A 15,882-nucleotide genomic window follows, 5' to 3' on the forward strand; every position below is an offset into this window, starting at 1 on the left:
CAAATTAAGTAAAATGAAAAAGTATCTATATATATTAGTTATCGCGGCGGTTAGCACGCTGGTAGCCTGTAAAAAGGGCGGGCTTGATCGTTTCCCGCAAACTTCCATTTCGCCTAACCTGTTTTTTAACAACGAGCAGGACCTTGCTTTATACGTAAACGGTTTGTTATCACAGCCAGATCGCGGTACTTATCTTAATGATCAAAGCTCGGACAATGTGGCTACAACCGCCGCTGTTGAAGTGAAGAATATTATGGTTGGAAGCGCCAATTCACAAAATATTACAACCGGCTGGGATTGGACAAGATTACGTAACATCAATTACTTTCTCGAAAATTATCAGAAAGCTCAGGTTACCCAAACCATTAAAAACCACTATGCCGGTTTGGCACGTTATTACCGTGCCGCGTTTTACCTGGATAAGGTTAAACGTTTTTCTGATGTGCCATGGTATTCCGGTACTTTAGAGCCTTCGAGCAAGGACCTGTACAAAGGTCGCGACCCGCGCAAGCTGGTTGCCGACAGTATTATGGCCGATCTTGATTTCGCCTACAAAAATGTAAGGGAAAGCGTGCCATCCGGTACGCCAGGCAAATGGGCTGTGGCTACCTTATACGCCCGTGCTGCCCTATACGAAGGTACTTTCCGTAAATATCATGATGAAATTAATTTGAAAGAATCGGCCAATACCTTCCTGGAAACTGCTGCAAGAGTTGCAGGTGAGATCATGGCCAGCGGTAAATTCAGTATTTTCAATACCGGAAAACCTGATCAGGATTACGCAACTTTATTCTCGAGCCAGGATCTTACCGGCAACGGCGAAGTGATCCTGACCAATATTTTTGATTTAACCAAAGGTAAAGGCCAAAATGTTAATTCAACCGTATTCGGCGATTATGAGCAAGCCCCGGCTAAAGACCTGATCCAAACTTACCTGATGAAAGATGGTACCCGTTTTACCGATGTGGCCAACTACGCGCAAATGGGTTTTGTTGAAGAGTTTAAAAACCGCGACCCGCGCCTGGCGCAAACCATGGTTTACCCAGGTTGGGTTAGGGTGCCTGATGCAACGCCTTACATCCAGCGTTTAAATAAAAACTTTACAGGTTATCACCAGTTAAAAGGTTATGTAAACAGTACCGATAATAACACTTTAAATGGTGTGGATTTCCCGGTATACCGTTATGCTGAGGTATTGTTAACATATGCTGAGGCCCTGGCCGAACTGGGTACTTTAACCCAGGGGCAGTTAGATCAATCGGTTAATTTATTAAGGAGAAGGGCTGGTTTACCTGATCTTAACCTGGCTGTGGCCAATGCTAATCCTGACCCTGTTTTAAAACAGCAATACTCCAACGTAACTGCGAACATCGGTGTGATTCTCGAGATCAGGCGTGAGCGCAGGGTAGAGTTTGCTTTTGAAAATATGAGATATGATGATTTGATGCGTTGGAATGTAGGTAAATTGCTTGCCAAAAGCCCCGAAGGTGTGTACTTTAAAGGTTTAGGTAAATATGATTTAACCGGCGACGGCGTAGATGATATCATTTTGATTGACAGGGCTTCTACAATCCCCGCCGAAGATCAGAAAGAGAAAAACTCGTTGGGCGTAAAACTGGTATACTACCGTGCCGGAACCATTGGTACCGATGCTACCGTTTACCTTAAAAACGGAAATACTGGTGGCAACATCGTAACCGAAAACGTAGTAAGGAATTTTGAAGAGCCGAAATTTTATTATCGCCCTATCCCACAACAACAAGTTGTGCTTAACCCTAATCTGAAACAGATTTTTGGCTGGTAACATCACCATGAAAATAAAAAGAAGAGCATTACTAAAAGCCGCAGCAGGTATAGCCGCGGGTATGGCAGCCACGGGCGCCATGCCCGCTATGGCCGCATCTGCCAACAAAAAAGGCGGCAAAGGCAAACCCGTATTAACCGTAGCGCATATTACCGATGTGCATATCAGGCCCGGCGACAACGCCCCCGACAGGTTTAAGAGTTGTTTAAAACAGATCATCAGCAAGCACAAACCCGATTTCTTTTTAAACGGCGGCGACTCGATCAACGATGCATCGTACGATAACGTGGTACGTGACCAGGTTACCGAACAATGGGGGATTTGGGATGATTGCATGCAATTGCTAAGTAAATACGAATTATACAGCTGCATAGGCAACCATGACCCATGGTGGAAAGCCCCTGCAAAGACCGATGAAATGTACGGCAAGGATTACGTTGTCAAGCGCCTCAAAGTCCCGAACCGTTATTACAGTTTCAGCAAAAAGAATTGGCATTTTATTATCCTGGATGGTAATAACAGCAATATTTCGCTGGATGCCGAGCAATACGCATGGCTGCAGCAGGACCTGGAAAAGCTATCTGCGGGTACGCCGACCCTGTTGATGTCGCACTATCCTATACTCGGAACAACGCAGGTGCTGGTAGGCGGCGGCCATTCGGATTGCAAAAAACTGAAAGACCTGTTTTATAAACACAAGGATAAAGTAAGGATCTGCCTCAGCGGGCATAACCATCTATCAGATCATACAGTTTACAACGATGTATTGTATTGCTGCAATGGCGCTATGAGCGGTTTTTGGTGGGGTAAAGGCGACGCCGAATCGGCCGGGCCTGGTTATTACCTGGAAACTCCGCCCGGATACGCCATCCTGAAGCTTTATGGCGATGGTACAGTGGAAAACGAATACTACCCGCACACATTTTAAACAAACAACAATGAGGTTAATATCAATTATTTGTGTTGCTGCCTGCCTTTCGCTATCAGTGGTAGGTTTTGCACAGCAAAGGCAAAAAAAGGTAGTTTATATTATTGCCGATGGCATCCCCGCCGATGTAATAGAGCGTTTGGAACTACCAAACTTTAAAAAGATCATCGAAGCTGGGTCATACCTGCGGATCCACGTAGGTGGCGATAAAGGTACTTATAACGAAACTCCGACTATATCGGCAGTAGGTTACAATAGTTTACTTACCGGTACCTGGGTAAACAAACACAACGTGCCCGATAATGATATCAAAGAGCCAAACTATAACTACAAGCACATTTTTGAAGTTTTTAAGGCTCAGTATCCTAATAAGAAAACCGGTATTTTCTCGAGCTGGACAGATAACCGCACTAAATTATTAGGTGACGGGTTGGCCGCAACCGGCAATTTTAAACCTGATTATGCTTTTGATGGCTACGAGCTGGATACCGTTAATTTTAAGCATGATAAGGAATCCAATTATATGCACCAGATTGATGAGGAAGTTGTAAAACAAGCCGCAAATACCATTCAAACCAAAGCACCTGACTTATCATGGGTATATCTCGAGTATACCGACGACATGGGCCACCGCTATGGTGATAGTCCCGAGTTTTATAAAGCTGTTGAGATGTTGGATATACAGATGGGCAAGATTTGGGATGCCAATACTTATCGTGAGAAAAACTTTAAAGAAGACTGGCTGATTGTGATTACGACCGACCATGGCCGGGACGAAAGAACCGGCAAAGGCCACGGTGGCCAATCTGACAGGCAACGATCAACCTGGATGGTGAGCAATTATAAAAACCTCAATACCTATGCGCAGTATTTCGATGTGGGGATAGTGGATATTATGCCATCGATAGCCCGTTACCTGGATGTGAAACTGCCCGAAAGCGTTAAGCAGGAAATTGACGGTACGCCTTTCATCGGCCCAGTATCGGTAACCGCCCTTAAGGCCAACTACGTGCAGGATCATCTGGACATTAGCTGGAGAGCTCTTGAAAAAACAGGTAAAGTAAAAATCTGGCTGGCCACCACCAACAATTTTAAAACCGGTGGAAAAGATGAATATCATTTACTGGCCGAGCTTGACCTTACCCAACAACATTACCTTGCCGATTTGAAAAATTATCCTTCGGCCTTTTATAAAGTTGTTGTTGAAGGCGCTGATAATAGCGTAAACAGGTGGGTTATTTTGAAGAAATAGATTATGGTTCGTGGTAACAGTATCCAGATAAATTAACAGAAAATGTTAATACTGGAAAACTGTCTAAATGTTCCCAACGTCATTACGATGTGAATAGCAATCGCACACGCAACAACTTCCTGGTTCAACCAAAAACGGGTTAGATATTGCGATATCGGCCTTAACCATCGAATAAAGCGACAAATCGCTTCAGGTCATTTATGAATTGGTTCGTTAGGACGTCGGGTTTGAGTACTATTTTAGGCAAGTTGTCAACTTTGTTGGCAACTTTTTTTATAGATCTATTTTTGGTACGTACAGCTATTTTTTCTTGTTTTCCGTGATGGTTCTCATAGTTTGCTGTTAATGCTTTTCAATTCTCTGTTAATTTTCGCTAATTACACGCTCGTCGTTTTTGATGCGATCTATCTGCCTCCGCTAAATCACCAACAAAAGAACAGCACGACGGCAACAATTAAAAATATCAGCAGACCTATCAACAGCTTATCCCTTTCAAGTTGTTTCTGATCGATAACCTTTTCGACAACAAGGGGCAATATTGATTCTATCTGCACTTCCCGGCTCCGTGCTCCGTAAACCTGGCAGGTGCCGCAGCTTTAAGCTTGTATCGAATGATTAATGTAGCTTATAATCCGAGTTTGGCATGTAAAAATACGAACTTGGCAACAAGTAATACAGTAGGGTAGTGTTTAAAATGGGGCTTAAGATGTTTAACGGCCAGCGAAATCTGGTTTTCGACAGCCCTCCGATCTGCATTTTGAACGCCATCATGCCGGTGTGCCTGCTATCGATCCAAATCAATACGAATTACTGATTCATGGCATGGTTGAAAGGCCGATGAAGTTTAGCCTGCACGATCTTAAACGCTTTCCATCCGTAACCCGAACTTGCTTTATTGAATGTGCGGGTAATTTCCGCACAGGGAAAGAGGACATGACCGTACAGGAAATTCTCGGCCTTACCAGCCAGAGTGAGTGGACCGGGGTAATGCTTTCAACCTTATTCCGCGAGTTGGGTGTTGACCCGAGGGCCACCTGGTTTTTAGCCGAAGGTGGAGACGCGGCAGTACTTACCCGGAGCATCCCGATGCATAAAGCCTGGGATGATGCCATGATTGTATACGCTCAGAACGGCGAAGCCATTCGTCCGGAACAAGGTTATCCTGCGAGGCTGCTGCTTCCCGGATGGGAGGGAAATACAAATGTAAAATGGCTCAGACGAATAGAAATTTCTGATGCGCCTTACTTTACCCGCGAAGAAACTTCGAAATACACGTACCCGGTTAAGGACAAAATAAGGATGTTTAGTTTTGAAATGGACGCACGCTCTATCATTACCTACCCATCTTTTCCGCAAAAAGTTGAGCTCGGCTGGATCGAGATCCGCGGCATAGCCTGGACCGGACGAGGAAAAGTGACTAAAGTTGAAGTAAGTACCGACGCCGGCAAAAGCTGGAGTGAAGCCCGCCTGCAGGGGCCGGTTTTAGAAAAGGCCCATACTTATTTCCGTTACTTATGGCAATGGAGCGGTGCCGAAACCGAGATTATGAGCCGGGTTACTGACGAAACCGGTTACACGCAGCCAACACTAAAGCAACTGATTGATGCCCGCGGGAAAGACATTGGCGGTTATCATATGAACCCAGTTACGGCATGGAGGATTAAAAGGGATGGTAGTGTTGTGTTTAAGCCGGAGAAAAATTAGGCTGTATTGACCTATATAAATGTTGCTTAAATAGCGTCAGCCTCAAAGAGCCTGTTCGTCCGGGACGGCTTCTTTGAGGGTTTGATGAGTTATCCCGCCCTCATTCAATTTCGCTTTCTGCTCTTTTAAAAAGTAATATTTCATTATAGGTCCAGATATAATCATGGTGGCCACGGTCATTACCACCAAACCTTCAAATACCGGTCCGCTGATGATCTTCGCCTGTAAGGCCAGCAATCCTAAAACTATCTCCTGCGACCCCCTTGCATTCATCCCGAAAGCAACAGCTATCGATTCGTTCTTGCTCATTCCGCTCATGGCGCTGCCAATTCCTGCACCTATCAGTTTGGCGAGGCAGGCAATCACCAGGATGATCACTACCACTTCCAGATCGAAATTGGCTATGAAATTTAAGCGAAGTCCCACCGAGGCAAAAAATAACGGCGCTAAAACATTGATGGTAAACTGGTGTAAAACATGCTTGTGCTTTTCGCTGAAATAAGGGGAATCATTAATGCCGATACCAACCAAAAACGCACCGAATATACCGCGTACGCCAAGACCTTCGGTAATGCAGGCACTGATCAGGCAAAGGCAAACAGCCATGGTAAGTACTCTGCCCGGTTTTTCTCCCTTACCGGCTATCGCCAGTAGTTTATGGATGATCCAGCGTCCGCCCGTCAGCATAAAAGCCGCGTAAATTACAACGATGCTGACGGCCCAAAACGAAGCATCACCTTTGCCTACGTTCATCAACTGGATGATAATAGAAAACAGGATCCAGCCCAGAAAATCATCAACCATTGCTGATGTGAGCACAATGTTACCAATACGGGTATTAAGCAGGTCGAGGTCAAGCAGTATCTTCGTGATAACAGAGAGCGCGGTAATAGATAACGCTGTACCAAAAAACAATGAGGTAACCAGCTGGTTGTTAACTCCATTGGCAAAGTGGCTTTGGTACAGGAACCATACCGCGCCAAAGCCGATGGCGAAGGGGAATAAAATACCTGTCAGGCTGATACTGATAGCCTGTTTGCCGTTCTGCCTGATCTGTTTCAGGTCGACTTCAAAGCCGGCAATGAACATCAGTAAAATGATACCGATGTTGGCAATACCATCAAAGGCCTGGAACGCGTGAGGCGTTGACAGGAATATATTATCAAAAAGACCGGGAGCTAATGCGCCCACCACTGTCGGACCAACAATAATCCCCGCGAAGATCTCGCCGATGATAGCCGGGAGTTTATACCTGCGACATAGTTCGCCGAGTAATCTCGCTGGGATGAGGATGATCAGGAGGATGAGCAGAAAATGTATGATCTCTGATGAGCTGAGTTTAGATACCATGATATTTAAAAATTATTGCAGGCCTTCCTTAACCTCTATTCTTAATTGATGCGTATTGAACACATGCGAAAACGGCTGTACGCTTTTGGTTAAAAACACACTACCTCCAATTACACTGTGATGGCCAATTACCGTTCGGCCACCTAAAATGGTGCTGCGTGCATAGATCACCACGTTATCCTCAACGGTGGGGTGGCGCTTTGTTTCCGACAGATCTTTGCTTACCTGCGAGGCCCCTAATGTTACCCCCTGATAAATAGTTACATTTTTACCGATAACGCTGGTTGCGCCGATCACGATGCCGGTTCCATGATCGATACAAAAAGGTACATTAATTTCGGCTTTGGGATGAATATCTACACCTGTTTTACCGTGCGCGTGCTCGGATAAGATCCGCGGTAAAATAGGGATAGCTAACCGGGTAAGCTGATGTGCTATGCGGTAAACAGCGATGGCGTAAAAGCCTGGATAAGATACAATTACCTCGTGCACGCTGGTGGCCGCCGGATCTTTCTCGTAGATCATAGAGGCATCGTGCCGCAGATTTTGATAGATCTCGTTCAACGAATCATAAAACGAGACAACCGCGCCTTCTATATCAATGTCTTTCGGATCCAGATAACTTAACAGGATGTTCTCCAGATCTATTTGGTTCTTTTTCAGGTGTCCACCGTATATGGATAGTTTGTTAGCATGGTTGTTCGGAAACAAAAACTCAAAGAGGTCGGACAGCCAGCCAACACATTGCCTGATTTTCGGCGTTGCTTCCCATTCGGCTTTATGGGTTTGATAAAGCAATTGAATAAAACTGTCGAGCTTATCGTCTTTCATTGTGGTGGTTTTGGTGGTTATCGTTTAAGACTATGAAGCGTGTTTACAAGTAAATCAATTTCGGCACAGGTATTATAAAATGCCAATGAAGGCCTAACTGTTGCTTCAACACCAAACCGCCTGAGGATAGGCTGGGCGCAATGATGTCCTGAACGTACCGCAATGCCTTGCTCATTTAAAGCATGACCAACCTCTTCCGTTTTGTAACCATCCAGCACAAATGATAATACGCTTGCCTTTTCATGCGCTGTACCGATCAACCTTATGCCTTTCACCTCTTTTAACAGCTGAGTCGCATAAACAAGCAGGTAATGCTCATATTGAGCGATGGCGGGCATCCCCAAACGGGTTACATAATCAATGGCAGCGCCAAGGCCAACGGCATCGGCAATATTACCGGTACCGGCTTCAAGCCTGCCGGGAGCATCATGGTACTGGGTGTACTCGAAAGTTACATCCTTGATCATGTTGCCGCCGCCCTGCCATGGCTGGGTTTGGTTTAACAGATCTTCCTTACCGTAAAGCACACCGATACCCGTAGGGCCGAATACTTTGTGACCAGAAAATACAAACCAATCGGCATTTAAAGCCTGAACATCAACAGGCATGTGCGACACGGATTGAGCGCCATCCACCAGTACTTTAGCACCTGCCAAATGCGCCAGATGAACAATTTGCGCAGCTGGAGTAACTGTACCTAACGCGTTTGATACCTGGGTAAATGAAACCAGTTTGGTTTTAGGGCCAAGTAGTTTTACATATTCATCCAAAATGATCTGACCGTCGTCATCAACCGGGATCACTTTGATCTTCAAACCTTTTTTAGCGGCAAGTTGCTGCCACGGAACAATGTTGGCATGATGTTCCAGTTGGCTTACAATAATTTCATCTCCGGCAATCAAATTTTGCTCGCCCCAGCTTTTGGCCACCAGGTTAATGGCTTCGGTAGCCCCACGCACAAAAATGATCTCGTTGATGGAACGCGCATTCAAAAAGGTTTGCACTTTTTTGCGCGCACCTTCATAGGCATCCGTCGCCCGTGCAGCTAATTCATGCGCGGCACGGTGAATGTTCGAGTTTTCGTGCTCGTAAAAGTAGCTGATACGGTCAATTACCTGTTTAGGCTTTTGGGTAGTGGCGGCATTGTCCAGCCATACCAACTGTTTGCCGTTCACCTGTTCCTGCAATATCGGGAAATCGCGCCGTACGATGTTTACATCAAACGGTGGGCTGACGATACCACTGATACCAACCTGTTTAGTTTTTTCCCTGTCAGATTTTACCGCAGGCAAGCCATGTTTATCCGACAAAAAGTAAAAAGGGACCTCGGTAGCTGCAGGCGCTCCGGTAAACGGCAAGGCGTTTGAAGGGCCGGAGGTACTGATATCACTCAGTATCCTGTTCAAATCAAGATCAAAAGGCTGATCATGCTGATACGGCAGGTGAAGCAGGTTTTCGGGAGCGGTTGAAAGTTGCTCAACCTTGAAATTTTGCTTTAGATCAACATCTGGTATCAGATCGGTTTTCACCAGATAGGAGTCATAACCAAAGCCGGGCTTGGCAGGCAATTGCCCACCGAAAGCATTAACCGGGCTGTGCTGAACAGGTTCCGAAGCATTAGTATGCGCGTTTAAATTAGGATCAGCAAAACTGGTTTGCGGATCTTTAAGATTGATCGCGTTATTCTGGTTAATGGCCGATGGCGATACGCCACCACCTCCAATAGTACTTGAAGGCGGTGCAGCGGCAGGCGCACTTACCTGCTGCTGCACCGCATTAAATAAGGTTGCATCAGCCACATTACCCGCCAACGGAATTGACCCGGGGGCCTGCTGATGGGGTAATTGATTGACGATACCTCCCGGTCCGGCTTTAAAAAACTGGTTGGCCAGTTGTTCAAGCGCCTGCAGATCGGGTAGGTTGTCCGGATTAATATTTGTACTCATGGTAGTTACTTAAATCAACATCCTCTAAAACAGCTATAGCATCATCAACCAATACAGCTAAGGAGCAATAAAGCGATACCAGGTATGAGGCAATGGCTTTATTATTAATGCCCATAAACCGCACTGATAAACCTGGTGATTGCTCGCCCGGTAAGCCCGGCTGGAATAGGCCAACCACGCCCTGACGGCTCTCGCCGGTGCGTAAAAGGATAATTTTAGATTTGTTGTTAACGATAGGTAATTTATCAGAAGGGATAAGCGGAATACCTCTCCAGGTAATAAACTGCGAACCAAATAAGGAAACGGTTGGCGGCGGTACACCACGGCGGGTACATTCACGACCGAAAGCAGCTATAGCCAAAGGGTGCAGCAAGAAAAACCCTGGCTCTTTCCAAACTTTGGTGATCAGCTCGTCCAAATCATCAGGGGTAGGAGGGCCAAGCCTTGTTTTTATTTTTTGAGATGGTGCTACGCTGCTCAGCAAACCATATTCGGTATTGTTGATCAGCTCGCTTTCCTGGCGTTCCTTAACGATCTCGATGGTAAGGCGCAGCTGCTCGCTGATCTGGTTGTAAGGTTTGCTGTACAGATCAGATACGCGGGTGTGTACATCTAATACTGTATTTACAGCGCTCAGGTTGTACTCGCGTGGATTTTCTTCGTAATCAACATAAGTTGACGGCAGTTCGCGCTCATCTCGGTTTGAGCAATCAACCTCCACATTATTGGCATCAACAACCTTATTTAAGCGGTAAACACCCGATTCAACAGGGATCCAGTTTAATAAATGAGTTAACCAACGCGGGGTAATGGTTGATAATTGCGGAACGGTACGGGTGGCTACGGCCAACTGCCTGGCTGCTACATCGCCAAGGGCTGTTTGTTTTGGTTTTTGATCGGGCATTTTTAGATAAATGAATAAGTATTTAAGCTGATTTGGTGGTGCTTTGTCAATGTTTAACACCTGCGTTGCAATGATAAAAAATAAATTATATAAAATCTATAGGATTTATAGATTTTATCGTATGTTTGCATCATCAGTTCTTTAACACTTATCCAGAAAAGACGGAGGGAAAGGCCCCATGAAGTCTTGGCAACCTGTACAACCAATATGTAAAAGGTGCTAATTCCTGCTCCTGTAAAGGAGAAAGATAAGATGCTACAGGTTTTACCAATATCTCCACAGCTCTTTTCCAGGTAAGTTTTATTGAAAATGAAAAACAAGAAAAGAGATGAAAACCTGCTTATACACTAAAATTTTAAAAAACTTGATCAATACCTGCTCTATAGATAATTGTTGTTGCTGATCGTTTACCTGTTAGGCTATCAACAAAAACAACATCTATCTATAACAAATGAAAAAAATCATACTTACAGCTTTAACCTCCATTATCGGCACGGTTGCTTACCCGCAGATCCTGGCACCGGTAAAATGGTCGTACGCGGCAAAGAAGGTCAATAAGGAGCAGGCTATTGTTTTTATAAAAGCAACTATTGATAAAGGCTGGCACATTTACTCGCAAAACGTAGCTGATGGCGGGCCTGTAAAAACCTCGTTCAGATTTGATAAAAGTGATGATTATATATTGAACGGCAATACATCAGAACCTAAGTCGGTTAGCAAGTACGAAAAGGCATTCAGTATGAATGTGCAGTATTTTGAGCAGTCGGTTATCTTTCAGCAAAAGGTAAAGCTTAAAAACGGGCAGGCGTCTGTTAACGGTACCCTAAATTATATGGTATGCAGTAACCAACAATGTTTGCCGCCCGAGGATGTGGAATTTAGCATCCCGGTTAAATAAAAACATTAACATAGTTTAACAGTTCATTAGCCACCAAATTGATCTGTTAAGTGTTTGCGGCCGGGTACAAACCTTGGGCATGCAACAAAAACAAATACCATGAAACCGAAATTGAGTTCTATCACTAAAGCCCGCGTACAGAATGGTGGCATCCTTTTCTGTAGTTACCATTGTTTTTAATTCGCGCAGTTTATACCGGAAATTGATCCTGAATAAGATCAACATCCTGGCTGTACTAAGTGCGTTGCTTTGCTATGGTGGTAAAACAGGCGTGTGCTGTACAGACCAGGATGTTAATCCTTTACAAGATAAGAAATTAATAAAAGTATAAATAATTAAAAATATTCTACTAAATCTATAGATTTTATTGCATTTATCATATTTATTGCTATCTTTACAGCATTCTAATTAACCCCACCATTAATTAGTTGATTTATAAAGAATAAGGGAGAGGAAGTCTCGATGATCTTATAGCAACTTTTCAGCAATGAAATAAGTGCTAAACTTTTTCCGATAGCGATTTTGCTGCCGGAATATAAATTAACTAAAAACCATGAACACATTAAAGTATCCGTATCTACACCTGCAGTCTGTCGTTATTAAGCGATGTTGCTGTTTGGTTCAGTACGCCTTTTGGTTTTAAACAAAAACCAGTCCCCTGAAATTTACTGCTCTTTTTTATTGGCATTAACCGGGCCGGGGGGATTCTTTGTGTCAAATTTTTAGCCGTGGAGCTTAATTAACAACAATTAAAACTTATAAAAATGAAAATCACAAACTACTTCTCTAAAGCTAAATTGCTTTCTGTTAGTTTTTTACTGGGAGGTGTTGCTGTAGCCTCAGCGCACGACGGCCCTAAACCAAAGTTTATTAAAGAAGGTAAATGGCGCGGCGAGTTCACGGTAAGCGAATCTAAAGTACCATTCAATTTTGAACTGAAAGGTAAAGATGCAGAGCATGCCACATTTACCCTCATTAATGGTTCACGCCGTGACGATTTCCATGTAAAATCGATCGGGCAAGATTCGGTGTATATTAAAATGAATACCTATGATGCAGCGTTGGTTGCAAAAGTGGAAGACGATGGTTCGTTAACGGGTGAATATCGCAGTCTGGTCCCCGGTTTCAGAGGCAATTCGTTACCCTTTACTGCTGAATATGGCAAAACCTACCGTTTTGTTGAACCGGGTAAAGATGTTGCCCCAACAGCCGACCTGAGCGGTAAATGGGAAATTAAAACCTACAGTAAAGAGGCCGTCCCTGCATCTATCGCCCTGCTAAAACAAAAAGGCAATAAACTTACCGGCGTGGTAATGACTGTAGTAGGTGATACCCGCGAACTGGAAGGCACCGTGCAAGGCGACGAATTTGCGTTAAGCGGTTTCACCGGCCCAAGCCCGTTTATTATTAAAGGTAAAATCAACGCTGATGGCTCATTAAGCGGCGAACAGGGTTTCGGCATCTACAAAAACCTGAAGTTCGATGCTACCAAAAAGGCCGAAGTTGAGCTGCCGGATCCTTATAAGCTTACTTTTTTGAAAGAGGGCTATAAAAAGCTTGATTTTTCTTTCCCGGGGATTGATGGTAAACAGGTATCGTTAAGCGATGATAAGTACAAAGGCAAAGTAGTTATCGTGGAGATCATCGGTACATGGTGCCCTAACTGTACAGATCAAACCGTGTTCCTGTCGCCCTGGTTCAATAAAAACCATCAGCGTGGAGTAGAAGCTATCGCTTTGGGCTTCGAACAAAAAGACAGCCTGGAGTATGCCAAATACACTTTAGGTAAGTTACGCGATAAATACGCCATCAATTACGACATCGCTTTCGGTGGTTTGGCCGATAAAAAACTGGTTTCGCAAAAGCTTCCGGCACTTAACAAATTCATCGCTTTCCCTACAACCATCATTATCGACAGAAAAGGTGATGTAAGGGAGATTTACACTGGTTACACCGGCACAGTTACCGGCAAATACCACGAAGATTACGAAAAGAAATTCAACAAACTGTTAGACGAACTGATTGCCGAACCGGCACCTGAAACAGCCGCTGTTGTTGATCAGCCTGCACATCAAGGTAAATAAGCTACTATCAACTAATCCTATAATTTATCAAATGAAAACACTCAATTTAATCACCTCATTCAAATGCCTGACGGCTGGTTTGTTGCTGGCCGGTACCGTGCACGCGGCGGACAAAAATCCGCCGGTGAAATTTATCAAAGAAGGCGTATGGCGCGGCGTGTTCACCGTGGCCGAAACCAAAGTGCCGTTCAATTTCGAGCTTAAAGGTAAAGATGCGGAGCATGCGGTATTTACGCTGCTAAATGGCTCGCGCCGTGATAATTTTCATGTAAAGCAGGTCGGCAGAGATTCGGTATTTATTAAAATGAATACTTACGACGCCGCTCTTGTGGCCAAAGTGGAAGATGACGGTACGCTAAGCGGCGAATACCGCAGCCTGGTACCGGGCTTTAGGGGCAATTCATTACCCTTCACTGCCGAGTACGGTAAAAGCTATCGTTTTGTTGAACCCGGTAAAGATGTTGCCCCGGCAGCCAACTTAACAGGAAAATGGGAGCTGAAAGTGTACTCGAAAGACCAGGTGCCTAACAAAATTGCCGTTCTGAAACAAACCGGCAATAAACTTACCGGCGTAATTATGCAGGTAACAGGCGACAGTCGCGAACTGGAAGGCACCGTACAGGGCGATGAGTTTGAGTTGAGTGGATTCACCGGTCCAAGCCCAAAGATATACAAAGGCAAGATCAACCCGGATGGTACGCTGAGCGGAGAAATTGGTCAGGGTATTTATGACAACACCAAATTTGACGCTGTAAAGGATGATAAAGCTGAGTTGCCAGATCCGTACAAGTTAACCTACCTGAAAGAAGGTTATAAAAAGCTTGATTTTACGTTTCCCGACTTGAACGGCAACCCGGTTTCATTAAGCGATGCCAAGTACAAAGGCAAAGTTACCATCATCGAAATTGTTGGTACCTGGTGCCCTAATTGTACCGATCAAACCGTGTTCCTTTCGCCATGGTTCAACAAAAATCATAACCGTGGGGTTGAGGCGATAGCCATTGGTTTTGAGCAGAAAGATAGCTTGAAGTATGCGCAATACACTTTAGGTAAGCTTAAAGAAAAGTACAATATCCAATACGATATTTTATTTGGAGGCCTTGCCGATAAAAAGCTGGTATCGCAAAAACTGCCTGCCCTGAACAAATTCGTAGCATTCCCAACTACTATTATCATTGATAGAAAGGGCGATGTAAGGGAGATCTACACTGGTTACACAGGTACTGTTACCGGCAAATACTATCAGGACTACGAGAAAAAGTTTAACAAACTACTCGATGAACTGATAGCCGAACCGGCCCCGGCAACAGAAGCAAACGCTGGCGACAGCAACAACGAAACTTTAAAAGGAAAATAAACAATAAACTAAATCACCTAACCCGGCAAAGGGTAAAAGCTTTGCCGGGTTTAATTAACACAACTTTAAGACCATAACCCACCATGACAAAATTTTCAGGCACTGTACTGTTTACAGCTTTTGTATCGCTAAGCGCATTGGCATTCACCTATCCAACCATTAAAACTGTTAAACTTACCAAAGGCAAAGCCGTTAACATCAGAACGGTAGAAGAAAAAGGAAACTTTAAAGCTGTAGCATTTAAAGTTGATAACGATGGCAGTAAACTTACCTGGGCCGCCAAAAAAGCTACCGGCGATCATAATGGCGAAGTAAAGATCAGCAACGGCAACTTTTCGGTAGAAAATAATGCCCTTAAAGGCGGCAGTTTCGATATCGACCTAAATACCATTACCGATGCCGACGTAGCCGACCAGGCACAAAACGAAAAACTGGTTAGCACGCTTAAAAGTGAAACCTTTTTCAATACCGGAAAATTTCCTAAAGCAACTTTTGTGATTGGTTCTGCAACTAAAACCAGCGGTAACCAGTACGATGTTAAAGGTAAGCTCACCATAAAAGGTATTACTAATGATGTAAGCTTCCCTGCAACGGTTGTTGTTAACGGCAAAAAACTAACTGCCAACGCTAAAATCACCATCGACCGTACCAAGTACGATATCAAATTCCGATCGAAAAACTTTTTCGAAAACCTGGGCGACAAAGTGATCTATGATGATTTTGATCTGAATGTGAACCTTGCGGCTAATGCGCAGTAATCCCCGGTAAACAAGTTACTAAATTGAATTTTATTCAATAGCTAAACCACTATAAACAGGTGGCTG

General features: G+C 44.3%; 12 protein-coding genes, 1 pseudogene and 2 riboswitches. Of the genes and pseudogenes, 9 read left to right on the forward strand and 4 right to left on the reverse strand.

Going from position 1 to position 15,882, the window contains the following annotated elements; genetic code table 11:
- Window positions 1–13: 13 nt before the first annotated feature.
- The 4 genes and pseudogenes from AC59JO_RS20150 to soxC form a co-directional block, all read left to right on the forward strand.
- Complete coding sequence (locus AC59JO_RS20150) at window positions 14–1,804, forward strand: RagB/SusD family nutrient uptake outer membrane protein (protein WP_497307492.1); 1,791 nt, start codon at window positions 14–16, stop codon at window positions 1,802–1,804.
- A 7-nt stretch (window positions 1,805–1,811) separates the two neighbouring features.
- The gene (locus AC59JO_RS20155; protein ID WP_497307494.1) at window positions 1,812–2,732 is read left to right on the forward strand and encodes a metallophosphoesterase family protein; all 921 of its coding nucleotides are present in this window, start codon (window positions 1,812–1,814) and stop codon (window positions 2,730–2,732) included.
- A gap of 10 nt (window positions 2,733–2,742) precedes the next feature.
- Window positions 2,743–3,984, forward strand: coding sequence for an alkaline phosphatase family protein (locus AC59JO_RS20160; protein WP_497307496.1), 1,242 nt, complete (start codon window positions 2,743–2,745; stop codon window positions 3,982–3,984).
- Between the two features lie 738 nt (window positions 3,985–4,722).
- Window positions 4,723–5,688: pseudogene (soxC, locus tag AC59JO_RS20165) on the forward strand (sulfite dehydrogenase); the annotation flags it as partial.
- 42 nt (window positions 5,689–5,730) lie between these two features.
- Here the strand turns inward: soxC and AC59JO_RS20170 are convergent.
- The 4 genes from AC59JO_RS20170 to AC59JO_RS20185 are packed head-to-tail and all read right to left on the reverse strand — an operon-like array spanning window position 5,731 to window position 10,719.
- Window positions 5,731–7,038 (reverse strand): cation:proton antiporter, encoded by a 1,308-nt coding sequence (locus AC59JO_RS20170; RefSeq protein ID WP_497307498.1) that lies wholly within the window; start codon window positions 7,036–7,038, stop codon window positions 5,731–5,733.
- 12 nt (window positions 7,039–7,050) lie between these two features.
- A complete protein-coding gene (locus tag AC59JO_RS20175; protein WP_497307500.1) occupies window positions 7,051–7,869 on the reverse strand; it encodes a serine O-acetyltransferase in 819 nt (272 codons plus the stop codon).
- 17 nt (window positions 7,870–7,886) lie between these two features.
- Window positions 7,887–9,815, reverse strand: coding sequence for a family 2A encapsulin nanocompartment cargo protein cysteine desulfurase (locus AC59JO_RS20180; RefSeq protein ID WP_497307502.1), 1,929 nt, complete (start codon window positions 9,813–9,815; stop codon window positions 7,887–7,889).
- The gene (locus AC59JO_RS20185) at window positions 9,799–10,719 is read right to left on the reverse strand and encodes a family 2A encapsulin nanocompartment shell protein (protein ID WP_497307504.1); all 921 of its coding nucleotides are present in this window, start codon (window positions 10,717–10,719) and stop codon (window positions 9,799–9,801) included. The genes AC59JO_RS20180 and AC59JO_RS20185 overlap by 17 nt, the downstream gene beginning before the upstream one ends.
- Window positions 10,720–10,864: 145 nt before the next feature.
- Window positions 10,865–10,973: riboswitch (SAM riboswitch) on the forward strand.
- 197 nt (window positions 10,974–11,170) lie between these two features.
- Between AC59JO_RS20185 and AC59JO_RS20190 the strand changes: the two genes are divergently transcribed.
- The 5 genes from AC59JO_RS20190 (at window position 11,171) to AC59JO_RS20210 (ending at window position 15,816) form a co-directional block, all read left to right on the forward strand.
- The gene (locus tag AC59JO_RS20190; protein ID WP_497307506.1) at window positions 11,171–11,617 is read left to right on the forward strand and encodes a protein-disulfide reductase DsbD domain-containing protein; all 447 of its coding nucleotides are present in this window, start codon (window positions 11,171–11,173) and stop codon (window positions 11,615–11,617) included.
- Window positions 11,618–11,759: 142 nt separating this feature from the next.
- Window positions 11,760–11,948 (forward strand): hypothetical protein, encoded by a 189-nt coding sequence (locus AC59JO_RS20195; RefSeq protein WP_497307508.1) that lies wholly within the window; start codon window positions 11,760–11,762, stop codon window positions 11,946–11,948.
- A 99-nt stretch (window positions 11,949–12,047) separates the two neighbouring features.
- A riboswitch (SAM riboswitch) is annotated at window positions 12,048–12,159 on the forward strand.
- A 222-nt stretch (window positions 12,160–12,381) separates the two neighbouring features.
- On the forward strand, window positions 12,382–13,701 hold the full coding sequence (locus tag AC59JO_RS20200; protein WP_497307510.1) for a peroxiredoxin family protein: 1,320 nt from the start codon (window positions 12,382–12,384) through the stop codon (window positions 13,699–13,701).
- Between the two features lie 31 nt (window positions 13,702–13,732).
- Entirely contained in the window at window positions 13,733–15,058 is a 1,326-nt protein-coding gene (locus tag AC59JO_RS20205) for a peroxiredoxin family protein (RefSeq protein WP_497307512.1), read from the forward strand.
- Between the two features lie 83 nt (window positions 15,059–15,141).
- On the forward strand, window positions 15,142–15,816 hold the full coding sequence (locus tag AC59JO_RS20210; RefSeq protein ID WP_497307514.1) for a YceI family protein: 675 nt from the start codon (window positions 15,142–15,144) through the stop codon (window positions 15,814–15,816).
- Window positions 15,817–15,882: the final 66 nt, after the last annotated feature.

This window comes from Mucilaginibacter sp. A5337, assembly GCF_059690695.1.

What these genes read in the sequence shown, in the direction of transcription:
- AC59JO_RS20150 (WP_497307492.1), top strand. Translation starts at nt 14, where the DNA reads ATGAAAAAGTATCTATATATATTAGTTATCGCGGCGGTTAGCACGCTG.
- AC59JO_RS20180 (WP_497307502.1), bottom strand. Translation starts at nt 9,815, where the DNA reads ATGAGTACAAATATTAATCCGGACAACCTACCCGATCTGCAGGCGCTT.
- AC59JO_RS20175 (WP_497307500.1), bottom strand. Translation starts at nt 7,869, where the DNA reads ATGAAAGACGATAAGCTCGACAGTTTTATTCAATTGCTTTATCAAACC.
- AC59JO_RS20170 (WP_497307498.1), bottom strand. Translation starts at nt 7,038, where the DNA reads ATGGTATCTAAACTCAGCTCATCAGAGATCATACATTTTCTGCTCATC.
- AC59JO_RS20160 (WP_497307496.1), top strand. Translation starts at nt 2,743, where the DNA reads ATGAGGTTAATATCAATTATTTGTGTTGCTGCCTGCCTTTCGCTATCA.
- AC59JO_RS20185 (WP_497307504.1), bottom strand. Translation starts at nt 10,719, where the DNA reads ATGCCCGATCAAAAACCAAAACAAACAGCCCTTGGCGATGTAGCAGCC.
- AC59JO_RS20210 (WP_497307514.1), top strand. Translation starts at nt 15,142, where the DNA reads ATGACAAAATTTTCAGGCACTGTACTGTTTACAGCTTTTGTATCGCTA.
- AC59JO_RS20155 (WP_497307494.1), top strand. Translation starts at nt 1,812, where the DNA reads ATGAAAATAAAAAGAAGAGCATTACTAAAAGCCGCAGCAGGTATAGCC.
- AC59JO_RS20205 (WP_497307512.1), top strand. Translation starts at nt 13,733, where the DNA reads ATGAAAACACTCAATTTAATCACCTCATTCAAATGCCTGACGGCTGGT.
- AC59JO_RS20190 (WP_497307506.1), top strand. Translation starts at nt 11,171, where the DNA reads ATGAAAAAAATCATACTTACAGCTTTAACCTCCATTATCGGCACGGTT.
- AC59JO_RS20200 (WP_497307510.1), top strand. Translation starts at nt 12,382, where the DNA reads ATGAAAATCACAAACTACTTCTCTAAAGCTAAATTGCTTTCTGTTAGT.
- AC59JO_RS20195 (WP_497307508.1), top strand. Translation starts at nt 11,760, where the DNA reads ATGGTGGCATCCTTTTCTGTAGTTACCATTGTTTTTAATTCGCGCAGT.